This window comes from uncultured Campylobacter sp. (assembly GCF_905371695.1).
GTDB lineage: Bacteria > Campylobacterota > Campylobacteria > Campylobacterales > Campylobacteraceae > Campylobacter_A.
This window is the reverse complement of record NZ_CAJPMA010000019.1, coordinates 1-22,424: the sequence shown is the minus strand read 5'-3', so window position 1 is coordinate 22,424 and position 22,424 is coordinate 1. Positions and strand designations below refer to the sequence as shown.

The window sequence follows — 22,424 nt, the reverse complement described above, 5'->3', positions numbered from 1 at the left end:
TATTCTGCGCGGTCACGACAACGTTCAAGGCGCGACGGATATGGCGAATTTGCCGGACAATTTACCCGGTTATTATCCGAAAAACGAAGGCAGCTGGAAATATTTCGCTAAGATGTGGAAGGTGGATTTTGAATGGCTGCAAAAGAATTTTATACAGCCCGAATGGATGTTCAAACCGGGATTCTCGCTTGCTCGCTGGTGGGCGGGTTCGCTTAACGGTAAAAACGGTAACGACGCGATAGACAATGCGGGCGAGAGCCTAAAAGCGTTAGTCGTAATCGGAAACGGCATTACTTCGACCGCGCAGCAGGTAAAAGTACAAGAGGGTCTAGACGCGCTTGAATTATTAGTTTGCGTCGATCCTTTCGTAAACGATGCGGCGGTAATTACCAATAAAACGGACGACGTCTACGTAATCCCAGCCGCGACGCAATACGAAACCAGCGGAACGGTCGTAGCGACTAATAGAAGCGGTCAGTGGAGAAGCCAAATTTGCGCTCCGCTTTACGAAAGCATCCCCGATCACGAGCTATTATTCGAGCTTGCAAAGCGATTAGGATATTACGACGAACTAACTCGCACTATTAGAGACGAAAACGGCAAGATCGAGTGGCCCGAGGCCGCCACGCGCGAGATCGCAAACATTATTAAAACTATCGGCATGACAGGCTGGACGCCCGAGCGTCTAAAACGCCACCAAGCAAACTGGGATAAATTCGATGAGAAGACGCTTTTAGGAAAACCAGGAACTCCGGTAGAGGGCGAATACTACGGACTTCCGTGGCCGTGTTGGACGGAAAACCATCCGGGCAGTCCGATACTTTACGATACGCATAAATCCGTTCGCGAAGGCGGAATGGGATTTAGAAATCGCTTCGGTTTGGAGCACAATGGCGTTAACCAGCTAGCAGCCGACGGCAGCGCGCCTACGGATAGTTTTATAAAAGGCGGATATCCCGAAATTAAAAAGGATAATATCGAGAAAATTTTAGGCATTACGCTAACGGCGGACGAAAAAGCAAGGATCGGTGCTAGCTGGACGACGGACGATAGCAATATAATCGCGACTAAGTGTCTAGAAAAAAATATAGCTCCTTACGGCAACGCGCGAGCTAGGACGATCGTCTGGACGTTTGCGGATCAAATTCCTCTTCACAGAGAGCCGATCCACTCGCCGCGCACGGATCTTGCCAAAAAATATCCGAGCTTTAAGGATAAGCCGAAACAATACCGCGTCGATACGAAATTCGAAAGCTTACAGCAAAGTAAAGATTTTGCCAAAGATTTCCCTATAAATTTGGTTACTGCGCGTTTGGTGAATTTCAGCGGTGCGGGAATGGAAACGCGCGCAAGCAAGTATCTTTGCCGCTTAACGCCTGAAATGTTCGCGGATATCCATCCGGAACTAGCGGAAAAACACGGTATCAAACATTGGGATTTCGTTTGGATTTACTCGCCTGAGGGAACTAGGATTAAAGTTCGCGCACGCATAGTGCCGTCGGTAAAACCGGATATGATTTTCTTGCCGTTCCACTACGCGGGATATATGCAAGGCGTCGATATGACGGGAAATTTCCCGGACGGAACTAAGCCGTTTGCTGTCGGCGAGAGCGCAAATACGGTAACTAACTACGGATACGATATAAACACGCAAATTCCGGAAACTAAGGGCGGTTTGTGCCGCATAGAAAGGGCGTAAAATGAGCGGATATAGCGATAATGAAAGATTAAAATTTTACTGCGATAACGATCGCTGCATCGACTGCAACGGTTGCGCTATCGCGTGCGACGAGGCTCACGAGCTGCCTATCGGCGTGCGCCGTCGCCGCGTCATCACGCTAAACGAGGGCGTGCAAGGACGAGAGGTTTCTACTTCGATCGCGTGTATGCACTGCAACGACGCGCCTTGTTCGCTCGTTTGTCCGGTCGATTGTTTTTATATTAGAGACGACGGTATCGTGCTGCACGATAAAGATATCTGTATCGGCTGCGGATACTGCTTATACGCTTGTCCGTTCGGCGCGCCGCAGTTCCCGAGAGACGGAGTCTTCGGAGCTAAGGGCTCGATGGATAAATGCACGATGTGCGCCGGCGGTCCGCTTCCCGACAACACTCACGACGAGCAGGAAGAATACGGTCAAAACAGAATTTCGGAAGGAAAAGTTCCGGTTTGCGCCGCAATGTGTTCGACCAAAGCTTTACTTGTGGGAGAATCTGCTATAATAGAGCAGATTTACAATGATCGGGTCAGCGCAAGAGGTTACGGAGTTAAAGACATCAAGACCTCTCCGACTTGGAAAATCGCGTATTACACAAAGGATAGGGTATGAAAGTATTTTTAGCTTTTATCGCTTGCGCGATTAGCGCTTTTGCCATTCAAGGACCTACGGGCGTAAACCAATACGATAGCAACGTATGGGCTTCCGCTAGGGTCGAGAATATTAAGGGTTACGAGGGTAGCCTAGGAGAGCTTTTCACGTTTATTCAGGGTAACGATTACTTCGCTTACGGCGTAGTAGCGATTATTTTAGCGGTTATCGCGGCATTTGCGCTACATTTTTTAATTGTCGGACCGAAGCATTTTAGCCACGACGGTAAAAAGGTTTACGCGTTTAATATTATCGAGCGCGTTTCTCACGGGCTGGCTGCGATTTCTTGGATTATTTTAGTGCCGACGGGTATTATTATGATGTGGGGAGCGGCGTTCGGCGGCGGAGTATTCGTCGATACGATGCAAAATTTGCACGTTATCGCGACGGTTTTATTTACGATAGCTATTAGCCCGATGATTTTATATTGGACTAAAAGGATGCTTCCCGCGATCTACGACATTCGCTGGATGCTAATCGTAGGCGGATATTTATCAAAGAAAAAAGCCTGTGTTCCGGCGGGAAAATTTAACGCTGGACAAAAGGCGTGGTTTTGGGTAGCGATTCCCGGCGGATTAATTATGATCCTAACGGGCGCGGCTATGTATTTCCTTGATTTTAAAACTCCTGACGTAGCGGGTTGGTTCGGTATACCGCAGATTATGGTATTACGCATCAGCGTGATCGTGCATAACGTTCTTGGTATCGTGTGCGCGGTATTTTTCCTAGTTCATATCTATATGGCGGCCATCGCTATTCACGGCGCTATTTGGTCGATGATTACGGGCTACAAGGAAGAAGAGGAAGTTTACGTACTTCACCACTACTGGTATCAAGAGCTAATCAAGAAAAACCAAATTCCGGTTTCCGATTACGAAAAAGTCTATCCAAAACTAAAATAGTAAAGTCCCGTCTTTGACGGGCTTTCTTTTCTTTAAGGCAAATTTTGCAACCTATATATACTACGAAAATCACGAAATTTAAAGCCGACGAAAATTTTATTACCGACGACGTTCTCGTGCGAGAGATAAAATTCGACGTTATTTTAAACGGCGAAAAAGTCGCGTCGATGATGGCGACGCCCGTCGATCTGGACGCCCTTGCCGTAGGCTATATAATGAGCGAAAATATAGTTTCAAGCTACGAAGATATTAAAAGCGTAAAATTAGCGGACGATTTTTTAAGCGTTAAAATCGAGGCGAACGCGAATTTAAAAAGTATTGAAAATTTAAGTTTTGAAAGCGTCGTAATTAGCGGTTGCGGACGAAGCGTAACGGCAAATATAGATCCGGAAGCGCTTGCGGCTAAGGCTATAAAAAGCGCCGTAAAATTTAAACGCGCCGAAATTTCGAGACAGATGAGCGAATTTTACACGCAGTGCGAGCTTTACGAACAAACCGGTTGCGTGCATACGGCTAAAATTTACGCGCAAGACGGGCGATATTTTATCGGCGAGGACATCGCCCAGCACAACACCATAGATAAAGCCGTCGGCAAGGCCGCGCTTGCGGGAGTAAATCTTAGCGAATGCTTTTTGATGGTAAGCGGCAGGCTGAGTTCCGAAATGGTCGTAAAAGCCGTGATGAACGGCGTTCCGGCGCTAATATCGCGCACGGCGCCTACGAGCCTCGGCGTATTAATCGCGCGAAAATTTAACCTTACTCTATGCGGTTTCGCGCGAGGCGAAAATTTTAACGTTTATAGCGGCGAGGAGAGAATTTATGTCTGAAATTTCGCCGGAAATTCGCGCTAAAATCGAAGATTTAATAGAAAAATTAAAAAACGAAAAAGGCAAGCTCGACTGCGGTACGGCGTTTAAGATCGCAGCAAAACTAGGCTGCGACGTAGGCGCGGTCGGACGAACCGCAAGCGATATAGGCGTGCGGATAGACGCGTGCGAGCTCGGACAGTTCGGCAAGCTACCGCTGGAATTTGGAAGCGCGCTAACCTATCGCGATCTAAAAGGCAAACTCGACGAGCGCGGACGGATATTTTGCGCGGATGCGCGCGAAGCGGCCCTGGGCGCCGGGTTAAAAAAGATCCGCTCGACCCTGCGCGATTATAATATCGACGTAAAATATTGCCAGCTAGGCTGCTTTAAAGAAAAGAAAGGCAAAAAAATGATCGTAAAAACGAAGACTTGGATAGAAAACGCCGAGGGCGAGCTGCTTTTCGGCAAGGGCAAAACCGAAGTGCTAGAAATCATTGCCGAGACGGGCTCGATATCAAAAGCCGCCGAAATTTTAGGGATGAATTATAAAAAATGCTGGACGCATCTTCAAATTTTGGCTAAAAATTTGGACGAAGAGCTGGTTAACACCAAACAAGGCGGCGGCGAGAGCGCGGGCACTACGCTAAATCCGCGCGCATACGAGCTCATTAACGCATATAAGCAGTTGCAGCGCGATATCGAGGATTTTGCCAACAAGCGGTTTAAAGAGTTATTTTTAGATAAGTAGCTCGCTCGCGGCGCACGAGCGATTTAGCGCCTTGATAAGCGCAAAAAGCGGAGCGTATTTCGGCGATTCGGTAGCAAACGGGTTTTTCTGGCCAACCGAAGACGGACGTTTAATCTTAAGCTCGATACGACACGTCTTTTCGACTGCCGTAAGCTAGTCGAGACGACCTAATTTCGCCTCATAAATTTTAAGAATTTCGATGCATAGAGTTATTCGAATTTTTCATATTCTACCTGCAAATTTCGCCGAATTTCGCTTCGTAACAGTCGCTTTGAAATTTTTAAAATTTTGCGCGAAATAGGCGCGAAAAACAGCTAAATTTTCGTACTATAAATACTTTACTAAAAGGAGAAAAAATGTTTATCAAATTAAACGACCGAGTTTATCTAAACGCAGACCGCATTACGCGCGTCAAAATCGATAACGTCCAAGACGGCATTCGCATTCGTTTTTACGAGGGCGTAGCGCAAGTGGCTAAAAGCGGACGTTTTGAAAGCTACGAAGCCGCGCAGGCTTGGTTAGAGAAAAATTTCGTCTCAAACGCCAAATAATCCGCTTTACTCGCGGCGCGAATTTTAGCGTCGCGACCCTTGTCTTTCTTTTTAATTTTAACTTTAATCTGCTATAATCTACGTAAATTTTAGGCTCGCGGCGCGAGTAAAAACGATAATTTAAGGAAAATCCTATGCAAATCGATTGCAGAAATCTTGAATGCCCGCAACCAGTAATTAACGTAAAAAACGCGCTTGAAACGCTTAAAATAGGTGAGAGTTTGGAAATTTTACTAAATTCCAAAGCTTCGTTCGAAAACGTACCTAGATTTCTTGCTTCGCAAGGGCAAACATTCCAAGCTCGCGAGCTTGGGGGCGGCGAATTTCTAGTCGTAACGACTAAAAACGGCGAAACCGGCGTAAAATTCGACGCTAGCCTTTATACTTGCCCGCCGACCCGCGCTCGTAAGAAGGTCGTCTATCTAAACGAGGAACGCGCCGGAAGCGGAGCCGTCGGCGTAACGCTGCTTTCAAAATTTGTAGGCGCTTTGATGCAGCTTCAAGAGAAGCCTTACGCCGTTATTTGCGTAAACGAAGCGGTTAAGATGACGGCCGATCGCGCGCATCCGAGCTTTGCCGCGCTAAAAGACTTGGAGCGCGCGGGAGTTAAAATTTTAAGCTGCGGCAGCTGCTTGGAGGCTTATAGATTAGTCGATAAGCTAGCCGTCGGCGAGATAACTAACGCCTACGAAGTCGTAAGCTTATGTGGCGAATACGAGCAAATCAAATTATGATCTATAACGACAAACGCCTTACTAAATTCGTGCGCGCGGCGGGTTGAGCGGCTAAGCTTGACCCGGCGGGTCTAAACAAAAGCCTTAGCGCGTTAAATTTCGCTCATCCTAATTTACTTTCAAACGTCGGTAGCAACGAAGACGCGAGCGTATTTAAAATTTCGGACGATCTCGCGCTAGTGCAGACGCTCGATTTCATCACGCCGGTAGCGGACGATCCGTTTATATTCGGTCAGATCGCGGCGGCAAACAGCCTAAGCGACGTATTCGCGATGGGCGGCAGCGTCATAAACGCCCTAAATATCGTGGGTTTTGACGGATGTCATTTTAGCGGCGAAATTTTAGCCGAAATTTTAGCAGGCGGCGCGGATAAAGTCGCCGAATGCGGCGGCGTAATCGTAGGCGGACATACGATACAAACGCCCGAGACCTACTACGGGCTAAGCGTGACTGGGCGCGTAGATCCGCGTAAATTTTGGAGTAATAACGCCGCGAACGAGGGCGACGCGCTGATACTTACCAAACCGCTGGGAACGGGCGTTTTAAGCACGGCGTTAAAAGCCGATATGCTTGACGCACGCGGTATAGAAGCGGCGGTCGAGACGATGCGCCGGTTAAATTTCGCCGCCGTGCGCGCGATGGAGGGCGTGAGCGTATCGGCGGCTACGGACGTTACGGGCTTCGGGTTTTTGGGGCATTTAAGCGAGATGTTAAACGAGCGCGTAAATTTCGAAATTTTCGCGCGGGAAGTGCCGATTTTAAGCGCGGCGGCAAGCGCGGCGGCGCTCGGCATAATACCGGAGGGTAGCTACAAAAACCGTGAATTCGCCGAGAAATTCGTAGATTTTAGCGCTTTGCGCGGAGAAAATTTTAGCCGCGCGGGCGATAAAATTTTAGCCGCAAGCGATACGGACGGCAGCGCGCGAAACGACGTAGTAAAATTTAACGGCGACGAAATTTTGCTCTTCGACGCGCAGACCAGCGGCGGGCTCATCATCGCCGTAAGCCAAAAAGACGCGCTTTTCGCGCTAAATCGTCTAAAAGACGCGGGATACGAAAATTCCGCTATCGTGGGCGTCGTGACGCGCTTTGAGACTAAGAGCCCGCTAGAAGCGAGGATAAAAGTAAGGTAAAATTTAGCCGCGATCGCCGGGCGCTCCGCTCGCCCGAGGACTAAAATTTTAAGTAAAATTTAGCTAAAATCCGCCTTTTAAACGATCAAGGTTTATCTATGACGCAAAATCAAACGAGCAAAGCGATAGCGACGAAATTTTATATCAGGATCGCATTCGTCTCGCTCGCATTTTTAGGGCTTTTGTCGCTGGTTTTTTTAACGGGCGCGGACGATACGAAATTTAAAGTAAGCTCGCTAAATTTTAAAATCCAAATCGCCTTAAAAGAAAATATCGCTCAAATTAAAAACGACCTTTTAGCGCGCGCTAATCTCATAAAATCGCTCGGCGTAGAGGGCGCGGCGGACGTTGATAAAGAAGGCATACAAGAGCTTTACGAGGCGTTTTACGTAGTAAGCGGCGATAAGACCGCGATCTTTACGCGAAAATTTCAAAACGCCCACGAGTTACAAAGCTTCGATACGCCTTGGCTGGATGCGCTAAAAACGCAAAATTTCGCGGTCTCCTTTCCGCTTTTTAAAAACGCGAATTTTAGCGCTATTTACGTAGCTTTTAAGATAGACGGCGAAAAATTTATCGTCGCCGAGCTAAACCGAAATTTTTTTAAAAAAAGACTTGAAAATGTCGCGCAAAAGAGCGAGAACGCATTTTTTTTAGCGGACGGACGAGGCGAAATTTTAATGCGCGAATTTAGCAAAGGCTTGGAGCGCGATTTTATTAAAGACTATGCCGCAGATAGAAATTCTGGCGATACGAAGGCGTTTTTCTGTTTTAAAACAATGAGTTTTAACGCGATTAGCTACGTTGGCGAGCTTGGAATTTTCGTCGCTACGAGCTCGTTAAATTACGGCGCGGCGTGGGTTAAAATTTTAATTTTAGCGTTTAGCGCACTTTGTTTCGCGGCGTTCGTTATTTCGTGGGCGGCGGACGCGCGGTTTGCCAAGCGCCGCGTTTTAGAGCCGCTTAGTAAGATAACGGACGCTATAAAAGAGCGCAAAATCGCGCCCGCAGACGACGCGGCGCAGGACGTAGCCGCCATTATGGAGGGCGTAAACGCGCTTATTAGCGAGCTTGAAGGCGCGAAAGAGACGGCACGCTATTATAAAGATAAATACGGCTATATTTTCGAGCAAAGTCCGCTAATAATTTGCACCTACGACGCTTATACCGGCGAGCCCTTAGACGTTAGCGAGGCGGCGCTAAAATTTTACGGCTACTCGCGCGAAGAGGCGCTAAAACTAAACATAAAAGACGTCATTCCCGCTCCTTATAGCGAAATTTTCGCCCAAAGAAACACCGCGCGGGAAAGCGGCGAGGCTTACTTGACCCGGCACAAGCTAAAAAACGGCGAGACGCGCGATATGCGGGTGATCGTTCATCAAATTCGCGTGCGCGACGAGCGGATAAATTTCGTCGTCGCGTTCGACGTAACGGCGCAAGAAGCGTCTAAGCGGAATAACGAGACCGCGCAAAGGTATTTTAGTCTTTCGCCGAGCGTCGTTATGGAGGCGGACGCGGACGAGCCTTATTTAATAAAAAGCGCGACTAATAACGCAAACGAGGCGTTCGGCGTTTACGGGCGCGGAAATTTTAAGGCGTTTGATATTAGAAAATTAATTTGCGAGCGCGATTTAAACGAGTTTATAAGAGAGTTTGAAACGCGTAAAAGGCTCTTTGAAAACTCGAGCGAAGCGGCGGATAATTTTAACGCGAAGCTTAAAATGCTAGACGCGCGAGGCGAACCGCGCGAATATAAAATTTTAGTAAAATTTATCAAAGACGCCGGACGCCGAATCGATAAAATCGTCTACGTGGCGACCGAAAATAGCGAATACGCCAAACTCTTATCAAAATACGAAAACGAACTAAAAAACCGAAAAAATATTCTATGGGCGACGTCGGCGGTTCCGTTTAGCTGGGAGGAGAAGGACGAAATTTTGCGAGCGGACGACGAGTTTGCTAAAATGCTCGGATTTGACGCGGGCGAGTTAGGCGAGTTAAATTTCGCGAATTTTAGCAGGCTTTTAGCAGACGGATTTAATTCTTTTAAAGATACGTTTAACGCTTTAAAAGCGGGCGATGGCGAGTACGCGGGTTTGATTAAATTTTACGCGAAAGATAAAAGCGCGGTTTTTATAGAAATTAGAGCAAGAGCCGCGCGAACGAGCGAGGACGGCGAAGCGATAGCGATAAGAGGGGCGTTTTTAAACGCGCGACAAAAGGCTAGGGCTTTCGTATACGAGGATATGCTGGCTAAAATTTTCTCTTATTGTTCAAGCGGCGCGATAATCGCGGATACGGGTTGGCGGATAATCGACGTAAACGACGCGTTTTTACATATTACTTCGCAAGATAGAGACGAAATTTTAGGTAAAGAAATTCTAGAAGCTAAAATCGGCGTAAGCGACTCCGAAACGCAAAATAAAATCGCTAAAATTTTAGAAAAAGAGGGATTTTGGCAGGATAAATTTTATAACGTAAGAAACGGACAAAACGCGCTTGAATCCGTGAGCGTCGCGACGGTAAAGGATTACGGCGGGCAGACGCTATATTATTTAATAATGGTTTCAAGCGTGAGCGATATGAAAGCAAATCAAGAATATTTGCAATACGTCGCCTATCACGATCCGCTAACTAAGCTGCCTAACCGCTTTTTATTCTCCCGTAAGCTAGAAGCCGCGCTTACTAGCGGTCAAAAAATAGCCGTCGCGTATCTTGATATGGACGGATTTAAGGGGATTAACGATACCTACGGACACCAAGCGGGAGATAAGTTTTTAACCGACGTTTCAAGCGGCATCGATAAGCTCTTTGAAGAGCGGGATATGTTTGCGAGGCTCGGCGGAGACGAGTTCGCGGCGATTATCGTCTATAAAAACGCGGGCGAGATTTACGAGCTTGCCGAAAATATGCTGCGCATAGCCTCCGGCGAAGTAGAATTTGAGGATATAAAGCTACAAATAAGCGCTAGCGTCGGCATTAGCATCGCGTCAAGCGGCATTGGCGCGGAGGATTTATTAGAGCGCGCCGACTGGGCGATGTATCAGGCTAAGCTCGCCGGCAAGAACCGCTACTACGTCTTTGACGCGAGCAAAGACAGGCATCTTAAAAAACAATACGACGACGGCTCTAAAATCCAAAAAGCGCTTGAAAATAACGAATTTTTCCTAGAATATCAGCCCGAAATCGACGTAAAAACGGGCGAAATTTTAAGCTTTGAAGCGCTGATTAGATGGAATAAGGACGGTAAGACGGCGTATCCGGACGAATTTTTACCGCTTATTAAAAAGCAGCGCATAATTGACGAAATTTCGCTGTTTTCGGTTAAAAAGGCGCTTGAGGCGCGCGCCGCATCGCTAAAAAGCGGCCGCGAGGCTAAAATTTGCGTAAATTTAAGCATCGAGCAGCTTTTAGACGAGGAATTTTTCTTAAAATTTAGCGAAATTTTTAGCGAGAGCGAAAATTTAGGCGCAAACGCGCTTTACGTCGATATCGTGGAGTCCAACGAGACAAAAGACCTACAAGCGGCGGCGGAGTTTTTAAGGAGATATAAGAAGCTCGGAGTTAGCTTTTTTATCGACGATTTCGCGTCTGCTACGAGCGCGTTTGAAGCGCTTGGAATTTTGCCGGTAAGCGGATTTAAGGTCGATAAAAATCTCTCGGGTCGAATTCTAGATTCAAAAGCGGCCGTTGCGACGACGTCCGTAATCAAGCAGCTCTCAAACGCTTTTAACGCGCCCGCCACGATAAAAAATATCGAGGATAAAAGGACGCTTGAAATTTTAGCGAGGCTTGGATTTACGAGATTTCAGGGCAATTATTTTACCAAGCCCGTAAGCCTAGAAACCGCGACGAGGTTTAAATTTAACGCCACGATAAATTTAGAACCGATGGACGCCGGCGAATTTCAGAGATTTAAAGATTGCGTCGAGCTTAAAGAATACGCGCGCGCGATCGTAACGCATTTAAAAAGAGGCGGCGAATTTTTAGCGCGGGAGGAAATTTCGCAAAATTTAGAGCATTCTAAAAATTCTTTTACTAAAATCGTTCAAATTTTAATAAAAGCGCTAAATTCCAAAGACGGCGACGAAATGCTGCTGCTTGCCGGCGAAGCCGATCTGGCGTGCGACGAAATTTTAAATAAGGAGGGCAGATGAGCGAAAATTTAAAAGTATACGAGCACGAGATTCCGCCCGGCAGTAGGCTGTATTTCGGCCAGAGCGCGAGCTTAAAGCGCAAAATCGAGCAAAACGCGAGCGAAATTTTGTGCGCTGAGGGTTTTAGCGAGATAGTAACGCCGTTTTTTTCCTATCACCAGCATCTAAGCGTAGCGCCAACGCGTCTGCTTAGATTTAGCGATAGCGCCAATCACGAAATTTCGTTACGCGGCGACAGCACGGTAGACGTAGTGCGCATCGTTATGCGCCGCATTAAAGAAGACAAGCAAAAACGCTGGTTTTATATTCAGCCCGTTTTTCGCTATCCAAGCTGCGAAATTTATCAAATCGGCGCCGAGCTAATCGGACAAAGCGACGTAGCAAACTGCGTGCGTATCGTAGCTAAGCTGTTAAACGGGCTAAATTTGGACGCGACGCTGCAAGTTAGCAACATCGAAATTCCGCGCGCGATCTGTAAAATTTTAGACCTTCCGATCGAAATTTTCGAAAAAGGGCAGATCGAGAGAATTTTAAGCCTAAACGTAGACTGGCTAAACCGCTTGGCGTTGCTTAAAAATTTAAGCGAGCTAGACGAGATTAGCGCGGTCGCGCCGTCTGAGCTAAAAGAGCCGATAGAGAGATTAAAAGAGCTGGCCGTAGCCTCGAAATACGAGAATTTAAGAATAGTGCCGCTATACTACTCCAAAATGAGGTACTACGACGAACTATTTTTTAGGTTTTTACGGGATAATGCCGTATTAGCCGGCGGCGGGGCCTACGAGGTAGATGGCACGGCGAGCAGCGGGTTTGCGGTCTATACGGACGCGTTAATTGAAATTTTAAAAGATTAAGAAAGGGCGAAAATGAGAAAAGCCGATTTAGTAGTAGGAGCGCAATGGGGCGACGAGGGCAAGGGTAAAATAGTCGATATGCTAGCGCAGGATTACGACATGGTGTGCCGCTCGCAAGGCGGACACAACGCGGGTCACACGATATGGGTAGACGGCGTGAGGTACGCGCTGCATCTAATGCCGAGCGGCGTGCTGCATAAGCGCATAGTAAACGTAATCGGAAACGGCGTAGTGGTAAGTCCCGAGGTGTTAATCTCGGAGATGGCGCAGTTTGACGGGCTGGAAGGCAGGCTATTTATCAGCGACCGCGCGCATTTAAATTTAGCCCATCACGGAATGATCGATAAGGCCAAAGAGCGCTTAAAAGGCGACAAAGCCATCGGTACTACCGGCAAGGGCATAGGGCCTACTTACGCCGATAAAATCAGCCGCTGCGGACGTAGAGTGGGCGAGCTTTTAGAGCCCGAGCGTCTTTGCGAAGCGCTAATGCACGACTTTGAAGAGAATAAAGCGATATTTGATGCGCTAGGCGTCAAAGCGCCGGGTCGCGACGAGCTTTTAAACGAGCTAAGGCACTATAAAGAGGTCTTGGCGCCTTTTATTACCAACACGACGCGCCTGGTTTGGAGCGCACTAGATGCGGGTAAAAAAGTACTGCTAGAAGGCGCGCAAGGAACGTTGCTAGACATCGACCACGGCACCTATCCTTACGTAACTAGCTCAAACACGATAAGCGCGGGCGCCTGCACCGGACTAGGGCTTAATCCAAAAGAGATCGGCGAGGTGGTGGGGGTTATAAAAGCCTACACTACGCGCGTAGGGTTCGGACCTTTTCCTAGCGAAGATAAGAGCGAAGCGGGCGATAAAATGTGCGAGATCGGTAAAGAATTCGGCACCACGACCGGTCGCCGCCGCCGCTGCGGATGGTTTGACGCCGTCGGTGTAAAATACGCCGCAAGACTAAACGCGATAGATAAATTCGCGCTAATGAAGCTTGATGTGCTAGACGGGTTTGAGAGCGTGAAAATTTGCAAAGCGTATAAATACAAAGGCGAAATTATCGACTATTTTCCGACCGATCTAGAAAACGCGGCGCCCGTTTACGAGGAGATAGAAGGCTGGGATAGCGTAAAAGGCATCGCAAGCTTTGAAGAGCTTCCTAAAAACGCTCAAAAATATATCGAGCGCATAGAAGCGATCACGGGCGTAAAAGTAGGTCTGATATCTACGAGTCCGGAGCGTAAAGATACGATAGTGCGCTGATGAAGAGTAAATTTAGCGAAGTCGTAAAGGTAAGAAAACAAGCGCTCGATAAAGCCGAGGCTAAGCTGGCGCTTGCCCGCTCGAAGGTCGAAAGCTGCGAGCAAAGCTTGGCCGCCGCGCGCGAAGAGGCGCTAAAATTTTCGTTGCCTAAAAGCGGAAACGTAAACGAAATTAGGCAAAATTTAGAGCTTTTAAACGTAGCTAGAAACGCTCAGGCGCAAGCCGCCGAGCGCCTGGAACTCGCTAAAAAAGAGGCTATGCACTTTGAGTTTTTATATAAAAAAGCCAATTTGGAATTTGAAAAGATGAAATATCTGGAAAAAGAGGAATTAAGAGCGCAGATCAAAAAAGCGCAACGCGCGGAGGCTCTGGCGCTTGATGAATTTGCGGTGATGAAATTCGCCGCGAAAAAAGAAGCCGCGCTATGAAAATTTTAGCCGTTTTTTTATTGGCGTGCGCGTGCGCTTTGGGATACGAAGTGCCGGTGGATTGCACGCAAATTTTCGAAGCTAGGAAAGACGAAATTTTAAAGGAGATCGAGCGCCTAGACGAGCAGCGCCAAGCCTTAGAGTCCTTTCGCGCCAGTACCAACGCCGCTTACGAACAGGGGCTTGATAAGCTAGCTAAAAAAGAAGCCGACGTGAACGCGACGATGAGGCAAACAGAGGCCAAGCGTCAAGAAATAGCCGAGCTGCTCGCGCAAAACGATAAAATTTTAAAAGAGCTAAAAACGATGACTACCGACAAGGTTAGCGCGTCGTACGCAAAGATGAAAGATCAAGCCGCGGCAGACGTGCTTTCTGCTATGAGCCGCGCGCAAGCGGCTGCGATTTTATATGCGTTAGAGCCTAAGAAAATTTCCGCCGTGATGGCTAAAATGCAGCCTAAAATCGCGTCTGAAATCACGACGATGCTAACGAAAGGGCCGCCGTTTGAGGACGTAAAAGAAGAAACCAAAATGGATGCGCCGGCGGGTAGTATAAATCTACAATAAGGAAAGAAATGAGTGTAGAGCGATTCGTAAACGAAAGCGATTTTATTGTATCAAAGACCGATTTAAAAGGGCGTATCACCTATTGCAACGTACCGTTTATGAAAATAGTAGGCGCGCGCGAGAGCGAGCTGATCGGCAAACCGCACAATATTATCAGGCATCCGGATATGCCGCGCGTCGTATTTAAGCTGCTGTGGGAGCGTATTAAAAATAAACAGGAAATTTTCGCGTTCGTAAAAAACCGCGCGTTTAACGGCGATTTTTACTGGGTTTTTGCGAACATTACGGCATCTACCGACGCAAACGGCGCGATAATAGGCTACTACTCGGTGCGCCGCAAACCGAATCCAAAGGGCGTGGAGTTTATGCAAGGCGTCTATAAACAGCTGTTAGACGCCGAAAAGACGGGCGGAATGGACGCGTCTGGTAAATTGCTGACTAAAATTTTAAGCGACGCGGGAATAGGGTACGACGAGCTGGTAAATAATCTGCAAAGAGCTTAAATAGGCGTTTAGTAGCGCCTCGGCTCAATAGTCGTCGCTTTAAAATTTTTGCGGATTTCTTGTTGTCGGCGCTTGCGCGTTTTTTTCTTAAATTTTTGACCGCTAGGTTTTAGTTCCGCGATATTTTCGCTTTAAATTTCGTATGCGCGCCGTCTTTCAAACGTTTTTATAGTTTTAGATTTCGAGGCGCGGCAAGCAAGAGGTATCGCTTGAAATTTCCGATCTATTTTTATAATTCGGCGAATTTTGGACGTAAAATTTAAACGAGCGGCGAAAACGGCGAGCTTAACGCAGTCCGCAAGCGTAAAGAGATTTAACGCGAGACGGCGTAAGGCGAGAGTTTTTTACGCCTGCAAAATTTTCCTAACTGCAAGGCTAGCTAAATTTAGCCCGAAAACAGCCGTTACGCCCATAAAGCTGCCCAGCGGTTTACAGCGCGGCGGCTCGGTCGAAAATACCGCGCTAAAATCGCCTTTAAAACCCGCGCGTTTTAGCTCGCTTCGGTATTTGCGCGCGAAAGGATCGCCGTGCGTTTTCCACACGCTTTCTACGCGCACCTGCGATGCGTCGATGCGCTTCGCCCCGCCCATAGAGACGATGATTTTATCCGGCGCGGCGAGGGCGAGGGCGATTTTGGCGGGCATATCGTCGATCGCGTCTATGACTAAATCAAACTGCGAAAAGTCGAAATTTGCGATAAATGTAGGCGTCATTAGCTCGCGCATAGCCCTTACGTTTTCGTAGCGCGCGGCGAATTCGCCTACTTTGACCGCGCCTACGGATTCGCTGTAAATTTGGCGGTTTTGATTCGTTACGTCAAATACGTCTTTGTCGACGAGCGTTATTTCGCCTACGCCCGAGCGAGCCAGCGCGTCGGCGCAGATCCCGCCTACTCCGCCCGCGCCGCAGATTAAAATTTTAGCAGCCCGCAGTTTTTTGAAATCTTCGCCCAAAAGCCATCTTACGCGCGTGTAGCGATCGATTGCGTCGTCCATTATTTTTCCTTTTTTATTAAATTTCGCCCGAAATTTTAGCCGAATTTAGACTCTTTTTAAGCGCGGCTAGACTGGCGTGCGCGGTCATATCTAGCATCACGGGCGTAAGACTTATAAAGCCGTCGTTTACCGCGCTAATATCGCTCTCTCCGTCGTTTTCGTAATCGAGCGCGGCGTTGCCCAGCCAGTAGTATTCGACCCCGCGCGGATTGCGATTTAAACTCGCGTGAGTAGCGTAAAAGCGCCTACCTGCCGGCGCTACGACGTATCCTTTACACTCGCGCGCGGCGCAAGCGGGGACGTTTACGTTTAAAAATTGACGCGCCGGCAACGAAATTTCGCCCGAAAGTACGCGCGATACGATGGAATTTACCGCTTTGCGCGCTAGTTTAAAGCCGAGGCGGTCGATGCTGTCGTTTTGATAAAACTGCGAAAATGCAATGCTAGGTACGCCCTGTAAGACGCCCTCCATCGCCGCTCCGCAAGTGCCCGAATATGTAATGTCCTCGCCTAAATTCGCGCCGTGATTTATGCCGGAGATTATTAAATCGGGCTTACGCGCGTAAAGCGCGTGCAGCGCCAAATATACGCAGTCGCTAGGCGTAGCGTCGTCTAGTTTAAAAAAACCGTCGTCGATTTTTATAAAACGTAGCGGCTTGGTTAGCGTCAAAGAGTGCGCGCATGCCGATTTCTCGGCGCTCGGGGCCACTATCGTTACGTTAACGCCCGGTAAATTTTTTAGCTCGCTAGCTAGCTCTCGCAGACCTTGCGCCTCGAATCCGTCGTCGTTGGTTATTAAAATTTCCTTCAAATTTAGCCTTTTTATCTTATGAAAATCCGATTTTATCACAGACTCGGTTAGCCTAAATTAAAATAGCGGTTTCATTTACTGTTTATTTTAATTTTTAAATTTAAGGCGAAATTTATGGTAATTGGAATTTTGCATCCAGATAGCCTAAAATATGGAAAAATATAAATTATGATATATTAGTTATTTTGATAACATTTATTAAACGAAGGTAAAATTTTATTTAAAAATGAAGTCGTTTTTAAGCTAGAAAATAATACAATTCGTCCTGTTTTAAATTTAATCTAAAATTTATAAAGGAGGTAAATAAGCCCGTCATGCAAAACGTAAAGAAAAAGGCGTCCCTTTGGATTATTCTTTTGTTGGTATCCTTCGGCGTAGTCGTAGGACACGGACTTTTCACGTTTGTTTACGCAAAAGGGTTTTCGTATTTTAGTCCCGATCCCGCAGCCTGTAAAAACTGCCACGTTATGAATCAGGTTTACGAGAACTGGATGAAAGGCGGACACCAAAACGTCGCTACCTGTAACGACTGCCACCTTCCTCGTAACGATTTTATCGGTTACTGGATAATGAAGGCTCAAAGCGGTCTAGGTCATGCCTATGCGGTTACGTTTAAGGATAATCCTTACGCGTTTAGCGCGAATGAAAAGACCAAAAAAGTCACCCAAAACAATTGTATCGACTGTCACGGCTCTTACGTATCTAACGTAGTAGACGCCCGCGCCATCGGTAGTGCAAAGCCGCTTGATACTAAGATTAAAGAGCATCAAAGCGCGCAAGGCGAGCAGTTAAAATGTATCTCTTGCCACAGGCAAGCCGGTCACTCGCATAACTTTTAAAATTTAACAGGAGGAATACATGAAAAACAAAGTGTTGTATGCAGCTGCTTTTTTAGTAGCCGTTGTACTTGGTGCGGCCATGTTTGCTCTTTTTGCCAGCATTAGCGAAAAAAAGGCAGAAGAGAAGTCATATCCGCTAATGCTAAACAAAGTTAGCGAATTAGAGCCCGACTTTGAGAAATGGGGTAAAAATTTCCCGACTCAGCTCGACGACTATAAAAAAATGGAGCACAAAAGCGAGCATAATCCCAATGCGTCGGAGCTAATAGAAACTCCTTTCGGCGGAGATTTACCTTATAGTAAGATTATTCGCTGGCCTGCGGCTACGGTGTTTTGGAACGGCTATGCATTCGGCGTAGATTACAGCAAACCTAGAACTCACTACTACTCTCAGATAGATCAGATCGAAACCAAAAGAAACGATAAAGAGTATCTAAACGCTCACGGGCTTCCTGCATTTAAGGGTCAGCCAGGATATTGCGTCAATTGCCACACCGGATATTTAACCGCGCTTCAAGTTGATGGCGATTATAACCTAACTGCCGATCCTACGTCTGCTGCGACTAAGCCTATGCCGTTTTTCGACGTAATGCCTAAAGAGGAAGGCGAAAAGAGAAAAGCCGCGTGGACGAAGATGAACTCTATCCCGTATTTTGACGTCATGAAAAAAATCGCGGCTAAACACGGCGAGAGTATCCACGGATCGCATCTAGGCAGCACCTGTGCAGACTGCCACTCGCCAGATGATATGAGCCTAAGAGTAACAAGACCCGCATTCGTAAACGCAATGGTCGCTAGAGGCTACCAAGCCGACGCAAAAAGCGGTATAAAGGCCACCAGACAAGAGATGAGAAGCTACGTTTGTATGCAGTGCCACGTAGAATACTATCCTGCAGGCAAAGAATCCGTTTTAACCTTCCCTTGGAATTTCTGGAAGAAAGACGAGCCGTTTAAGATCGAGAATTTCGACCAATACTATGACGATCAGTTAGCCAAAGAGGACGGATTTAAATTTGACTACATCCATAAAGATACCGGCGCTAAAATTATCAAGATGCAGCACTCGGAGTCTGAGCTAAGCTCAACCGGTATCCACGGAAGAAGCGGCGTAACGTGCGCAGACTGCCACATGCCGTATAAGAGAAACGGCGCTGAGAAAGTGACTACTCACACGATATTAACGCCTTATAACGATCTAAATTCGGCTTGCAAAACTTGCCACCCTCAAAGCGAAAAAGAGCTAAAAGCAAGAGTAGATTTCATTCAAAATCGCTTCTCTTACGAGCTAAGAAACTGCGAGAACGACTTGCTAGCGCTTATCCAAGATATCAAAGACGCTCGCGCTTTACTAGCTAAAAACGAGAAATTCGCTTCGATCGCGGATGAAAAAGAAAGAAACGAAGCTATTAGCAAAGCTCTTGAAAAGACGCTTTATTTACACCGCAAAACTCACATTCGCTGGGACTTCGCGTTTAGCGAAAACAGCTACGGTTTCCACGGAGACGAAGAGGGTATGAGAATCATCGGTCAGTGTAAAGAATTCGCTCGCGAAGGTCAGTTGCAATTAGTAAACGATCTAAAACCTTACGGTATTACTATCGAGCTACGTCGCAAAGCCGACGCGGTAGCAGCTCCTGCTCCGATAGGTCACGAGTATCCGGTGGGCGTACCTCCGACTGAAAAAATGAAACAGGTCGACGAGAACGTTAAAAACCTAAAATTTTAATCTCTAACTAGCTTAAAATTTTACCCCGCTTAGGCTTATCGCCTCGGCGGGGTTTTTAAATTTAAAACTACTAAAACTAATATGCAAATTTAACAGCTTTTAATATGCTTTTTTATAATATTCGTTTTTGATATTAAGAACGGAGAATATATGAATAAAATTTTCGCATTTTTGGCGCTAGCTATTTTTTGTTTCGGCGGCGAGAAAATCGTGATAGATATGAGCGGAAACGAAGTTAAAATTCCCGCAAAAGTAGAAAAAATAGCCGCTTTATGGCATGCGAATAATCAAATTATTTTAGCGTTAGGCGGTATGGATAAGGTAGTAGCTACCACCGACGGCATAAGCAAAAATAAATGGTTTAACCGCGTCTATCCGAGGCTTAAATCAATCCCCGCCTTATTAAACGGTAACGACGTAAACCTAGAAGAGCTTTTAAAGCTAAATCCGGACGTTTCTATCGTTTCAAATAGCGCGATGCTAAGCGCGCTACAAAAACAAGGATTTGTCGCGGTAAAAGCTACGTTTAGCGACTACGGCGAAATGCAAAAAAGCATATTTCTAACATCGCAAATTATCGGCGAAAGCTCAAAACAAAGAGCGGACGAGCTAGTCGCGTATCTGCAAAAAAATATCAAATTAGTAAGCGACAAAACGGCGGATTTAAAGCCTTCTTTACGCCCCAAAGTGCTTCACATCGTAGATAAGTCGAATTTACTAAAAATCGACGGCATAAAAACGATAATAGACGAATGGATAAACATCGGCGGCGGCGTAAACGCGCTGCAAAAAGAGGGCGTAATGCAAGAGATTACTAGCGAAGAAGTCGCTATGATAGATCCGGACGTCATTATAATAGGCGGCGAAGGCGGAGACGAAGCGGTAGCTAAAATTTACGCCCATCCCGCGTTTAGCGGCACGAAGGCCGTAAAAAATAAAAAGGTATTTAATAACCCTAGGGGCGTATTTAACTGGGATAGATACGGCGCGGAGGCGGCTTTGCAAATTTTGTGGACGGCAAAGACGCTGCACTCGCAGCTTTTTGCGGATATCGATCTTAAAAAAGAGACGAAGGCTTTTTATAAAAATTTTATGAATTACGATTTAAGCGACGACGAGTTCGGCTATATTTTAAAAGGCCTAGGCCCGAACGGCGAGTAAAACGTGAGAAAATTTAGCCTAATTTTAACGTTTCTAACCCTGCTTACCGCGTTTTGCGCGATAATCGCGCTTAGCGTCGGCAGATTTAGCGTGCCGTTTTTAGACGTATTAGCCGCGCTTTTAAATAGCGCGGGATTTAACTTTGAAGTAGCCAGCAACGCGCAAAACGTAATCGAAAATTTGCGCTTACCGCGCGTGATCGCCGCCGTGCTCGTCGGAGCCGCGCTTAGCATTAGCGGGGCGGCGTATCAAGGCGTGTTTCGTAATCAATTAGTAAGCCCCGACCTACTCGGCGTTTCGGCGGGCGCTTGCGTAGGGGCGGCGATAGCGATCGTGCTTGATTTAGGACTATTTTGGATACAATCGCTAGCTTTTATCTGCGGACTAGTCGCCGTTTGCCTTACTTTACTAATTCCAAAACTAATGGGTAAAAACTCCACTTTAATGCTCGTACTTTCGGGCATTATCGTTAGCGGTTTAATGGCGTCGGTTATCGGGCTGCTTAAATATATCGCAGACCCCGAAACTAAGCTTCCGGACATCGTGTATTGGCAGCTGGGCAGCCTAGCTAAGATCGACGCGGGCAATCTTAAATTTATCGCGCCCGTTATGATAGTCTGCGCGGCCTTGCTCGTAGCTATGAGCTGGCGGATAAATTTGCTCTCGCTAGGCGACGAAAGCGCGGCCAGGCTGGGCGTAAACGTAGCTCTCGAACGCGGCGTCGTAATCGTCTGCGCGACGCTGTTAACCGCATGCAGCGTGTGCGTGAGCGGTATCGTGGCGTGGGTGGGGTTATTAATCCCGCATTTTGCTAGGATGCTAGCGGGCGCTAATAACGCTAAAAGCCTGCCGGTTAGCATATTTATCGGCGCTATTTTTTTACTTTTCGTAGATACCTTAGCGCGCACGATTAGCGTGAGCGAGGTGCCGCTAGGCGTGCTTACGGGCTTTATCGGCACGATATTTTTCGTGTGGGTTTTATCTCGCAGTAAAAGGGCTGCGTGATGGAAAATTTAGCTAAAAATTTAGGCGAAAATATGCTTGAAATTCGCGCGCTAAATTTTGCATACGCAAACGGCGCCGGAATGTTAAATAACGTAAATTTAAGCCTAAAAAAGGGCGAAATTTTAACGATTTTGGGGCGAAACGGCGCGGGCAAATCGACGCTTTTAGGTTTAATTAGCGGCATAAACGCGCCAAAAAGCGGAGAAATTTTAGTAGGCGGCGCGAATTTAAGCGAGATTAGTGCCCGCGAGCGAGCCAAATTAATGGGCTTCGTCGCGCAAAGCGAAATTTGCGAATACGAGTATACCGGACTTGAATACGTCACGATGGGGCGCGCAGCGCATTTGGGGATCTTTGCTAGGCCTAGCAAGGACGACGAGGATACAGCGCGCGAATTTATAAAAATTTTGGGCATAGAGAGGCTGGCTGCGAAATTTATCACGCAAATGAGCGGCGGAGAGCGACAAATGTGCGCCATAGCGCGCGCTATGACGGCAAAGCCCGAGCTAATTATTTTCGATGAGCCGACTTCGGCGCTGGATTTTTCGAACCAATATAAATTTTTACGCACTGTAAAGTCGCTAAAAGAGCTTGGCTATACGATCGTCTTAACCACGCATAATCCCGACTTCGCGCTGCTTTTAGGCGGCTACGTCGCGCTAGTTAAAGGCGGCGGAGAGGTTGCATTCGCAAGCGCGGACGAGATTATAAATTCGCGCGATTTAAGCGCGCTTTACGGTATCGATATAAACGTAGAATTCGTGCAAAGCGTCGCTAGAAAAAGCTGTCTTACGTTTCCTATTTAGCGAAATTCGCTCGGGTTTTAAATTCGGAAATTTTATATATGCATTTAAGGCATATATAATTTAAATT

The 22,424-nt window shown here is 47.0% G+C and carries 20 protein-coding genes and 1 pseudogene; 19 read left to right on the top strand and 2 right to left on the bottom strand.

The genetic code is table 11. From position 1 onward, the window contains the following. The 14 genes and pseudogenes from QZ147_RS03075 to QZ147_RS03010 form a co-directional block, all read left to right on the top strand. Positions 1–1,699 (top strand): formate dehydrogenase subunit alpha (locus QZ147_RS03075; protein WP_295146828.1); only part of this gene is annotated, 1,699 nt, incomplete at its 5' end. A gap of 1 nt (position 1,700) precedes the next feature. Beyond that, positions 1,701–2,330, top strand: coding sequence for a formate dehydrogenase FDH3 subunit beta (gene fdh3B / locus QZ147_RS03070; protein WP_295146827.1), 630 nt, complete (start codon positions 1,701–1,703; stop codon positions 2,328–2,330). After that, on the top strand, positions 2,327–3,271 hold the full coding sequence (locus QZ147_RS03065) for a formate dehydrogenase subunit gamma (protein ID WP_295146826.1): 945 nt from the start codon (positions 2,327–2,329) through the stop codon (positions 3,269–3,271). Before fdh3B ends, QZ147_RS03065 begins: the two co-directional genes overlap by 4 nt. Before the next feature lie 44 nt (positions 3,272–3,315). After that, a complete protein-coding gene (fdhD, locus tag QZ147_RS03060; RefSeq protein ID WP_295146825.1) occupies positions 3,316–4,098 on the top strand; it encodes a formate dehydrogenase accessory sulfurtransferase FdhD in 783 nt (260 codons plus the stop codon). A 13-nt stretch (positions 4,099–4,111) separates the two neighbouring features. After that, the gene (locus QZ147_RS03055) at positions 4,112–4,828 is read left to right on the top strand and encodes a LysR family transcriptional regulator (RefSeq protein WP_295146829.1); all 717 of its coding nucleotides are present in this window, start codon (positions 4,112–4,114) and stop codon (positions 4,826–4,828) included. A 356-nt stretch (positions 4,829–5,184) separates the two neighbouring features. Beyond that, positions 5,185–5,379, top strand: coding sequence for a sodium-dependent tyrosine transporter (locus QZ147_RS03050; protein WP_295146824.1), 195 nt, complete (start codon positions 5,185–5,187; stop codon positions 5,377–5,379). A gap of 134 nt (positions 5,380–5,513) precedes the next feature. Beyond that, positions 5,514–6,113 (top strand): sulfurtransferase-like selenium metabolism protein YedF, encoded by a 600-nt coding sequence (gene yedF, locus QZ147_RS03045; RefSeq protein ID WP_295146823.1) that lies wholly within the window; start codon positions 5,514–5,516, stop codon positions 6,111–6,113. A gap of 59 nt (positions 6,114–6,172) precedes the next feature. Continuing rightward, positions 6,173–7,246: pseudogene (selD, locus tag QZ147_RS03040) on the top strand (selenide, water dikinase SelD); the annotation flags it as partial. A 98-nt stretch (positions 7,247–7,344) separates the two neighbouring features. Continuing rightward, positions 7,345–11,403 (top strand): EAL domain-containing protein, encoded by a 4,059-nt coding sequence (locus QZ147_RS03035; RefSeq protein WP_295146822.1) that lies wholly within the window; start codon positions 7,345–7,347, stop codon positions 11,401–11,403. Beyond that, on the top strand, positions 11,400–12,254 hold the full coding sequence (locus QZ147_RS03030) for an ATP phosphoribosyltransferase regulatory subunit (protein WP_295146821.1): 855 nt from the start codon (positions 11,400–11,402) through the stop codon (positions 12,252–12,254). The genes QZ147_RS03035 and QZ147_RS03030 overlap by 4 nt, the downstream gene beginning before the upstream one ends. Before the next feature lie 12 nt (positions 12,255–12,266). After that, positions 12,267–13,517, top strand: coding sequence for an adenylosuccinate synthase (locus QZ147_RS03025; protein WP_295146820.1), 1,251 nt, complete (start codon positions 12,267–12,269; stop codon positions 13,515–13,517). Then, complete coding sequence (locus QZ147_RS03020) at positions 13,517–13,945, top strand: flagellar export protein FliJ (RefSeq protein ID WP_295146819.1); 429 nt, start codon at positions 13,517–13,519, stop codon at positions 13,943–13,945. The genes QZ147_RS03025 and QZ147_RS03020 overlap by 1 nt, the downstream gene beginning before the upstream one ends. Next, positions 13,942–14,511, top strand: coding sequence for a 5'-nucleosidase (locus QZ147_RS03015; protein ID WP_295146818.1), 570 nt, complete (start codon positions 13,942–13,944; stop codon positions 14,509–14,511). The genes QZ147_RS03020 and QZ147_RS03015 overlap by 4 nt, the downstream gene beginning before the upstream one ends. 8 nt (positions 14,512–14,519) lie before the next feature. Beyond that, a complete protein-coding gene (locus QZ147_RS03010) occupies positions 14,520–15,014 on the top strand; it encodes a PAS domain-containing protein (protein WP_295146817.1) in 495 nt (164 codons plus the stop codon). Positions 15,015–15,358: 344 nt separating this feature from the next. On the opposite strand, the gene QZ147_RS03005 is transcribed toward QZ147_RS03010, so the two are convergent. Both QZ147_RS03005 and surE read right to left on the bottom strand, forming a co-directional pair. Further along, positions 15,359–16,009 (bottom strand): tRNA threonylcarbamoyladenosine dehydratase, encoded by a 651-nt coding sequence (locus QZ147_RS03005; protein WP_295146816.1) that lies wholly within the window; start codon positions 16,007–16,009, stop codon positions 15,359–15,361. Between the two features lie 16 nt (positions 16,010–16,025). After that, on the bottom strand, positions 16,026–16,820 hold the full coding sequence (gene surE, locus QZ147_RS03000) for a 5'/3'-nucleotidase SurE (RefSeq protein WP_295146815.1): 795 nt from the start codon (positions 16,818–16,820) through the stop codon (positions 16,026–16,028). A gap of 314 nt (positions 16,821–17,134) precedes the next feature. Here surE and nrfH point away from each other — a divergent pair, with 314 nt between their 5' ends. From nrfH to QZ147_RS02975, 5 genes are all read left to right on the top strand, one after another. Then, positions 17,135–17,659: a cytochrome c nitrite reductase small subunit gene (gene nrfH / locus QZ147_RS02995; RefSeq protein ID WP_295146813.1), complete on the top strand. Its 525-nt coding sequence runs from the start codon at positions 17,135–17,137 to the stop codon at positions 17,657–17,659. Positions 17,660–17,678: 19 nt separating this feature from the next. Next, the gene (locus tag QZ147_RS02990; RefSeq protein ID WP_295146811.1) at positions 17,679–19,385 is read left to right on the top strand and encodes an ammonia-forming cytochrome c nitrite reductase subunit c552; all 1,707 of its coding nucleotides are present in this window, start codon (positions 17,679–17,681) and stop codon (positions 19,383–19,385) included. A 150-nt stretch (positions 19,386–19,535) separates the two neighbouring features. Beyond that, the gene (locus QZ147_RS02985; protein ID WP_295146810.1) at positions 19,536–20,546 is read left to right on the top strand and encodes an ABC transporter substrate-binding protein; all 1,011 of its coding nucleotides are present in this window, start codon (positions 19,536–19,538) and stop codon (positions 20,544–20,546) included. 3 nt (positions 20,547–20,549) lie between these two features. Further along, on the top strand, positions 20,550–21,551 hold the full coding sequence (locus tag QZ147_RS02980) for an iron ABC transporter permease (protein WP_295146808.1): 1,002 nt from the start codon (positions 20,550–20,552) through the stop codon (positions 21,549–21,551). A gap of 32 nt (positions 21,552–21,583) precedes the next feature. Beyond that, positions 21,584–22,357, top strand: a complete 774-nt coding sequence (locus QZ147_RS02975; protein WP_366508767.1) for an ABC transporter ATP-binding protein — start codon at positions 21,584–21,586, stop codon at positions 22,355–22,357. Positions 22,358–22,424: the final 67 nt, after the last annotated feature.